This is a genomic window from Marinobacter sp. UBA2498 (genome assembly GCF_002341575.1).
Taxonomy (GTDB): domain Bacteria; phylum Pseudomonadota; class Gammaproteobacteria; order Pseudomonadales; family Oleiphilaceae; genus Marinobacter; species Marinobacter manganoxydans.
The window spans coordinates 1-409 of sequence record NZ_DDOI01000117.1; the positions used below are offsets into that span (position 1 = coordinate 1).

Genomic DNA, 409 nt, shown 5'->3' on the forward strand with positions numbered 1-409 from the left:
ATACACCTGCCTGGGTCTTCTGACCAAGGCGGTCCTGTTCGGCAAGCTTATCCATCCAGCTGGCGGAAATGTCTTCACCGGCCTTGCGGCGCTCTTCGCGAATCCGGTAACCCACATCGATCCCGGCCAGATCGGACATCGCAAACTGCCCCATGGGGAAGCCGAGATCGGTCAGCACCTTGTCGACCTGCTGCGGGGTGGCGCCCTCGTCCACCAGGGACATGGCTTCAGTACCACGCTTGTGGAGCATCCGGTTGCCGACAAAGCCGTAGCAGTTGCCCACCATGACCCCCACTTTCTTGATCTTCTTGGCGACCGCCATCACCGTGGCTTTTACCTCGTCGGAGGTCTTGCTGCCACGCACGTTCTCCAGCAGCTTCATCACGTTAGCCGGGCTGAAGAAGTGCAT

The 409-nt window shown here is 59.9% G+C and carries 1 protein-coding gene; it reads right to left on the reverse strand.

The features are described 5' to 3' along the window. Nucleotides 1–409 (reverse strand): 3-hydroxyacyl-CoA dehydrogenase family protein (locus B2W52_RS16140; RefSeq protein ID WP_286803738.1); only part of this gene is annotated, 409 nt, incomplete at both ends.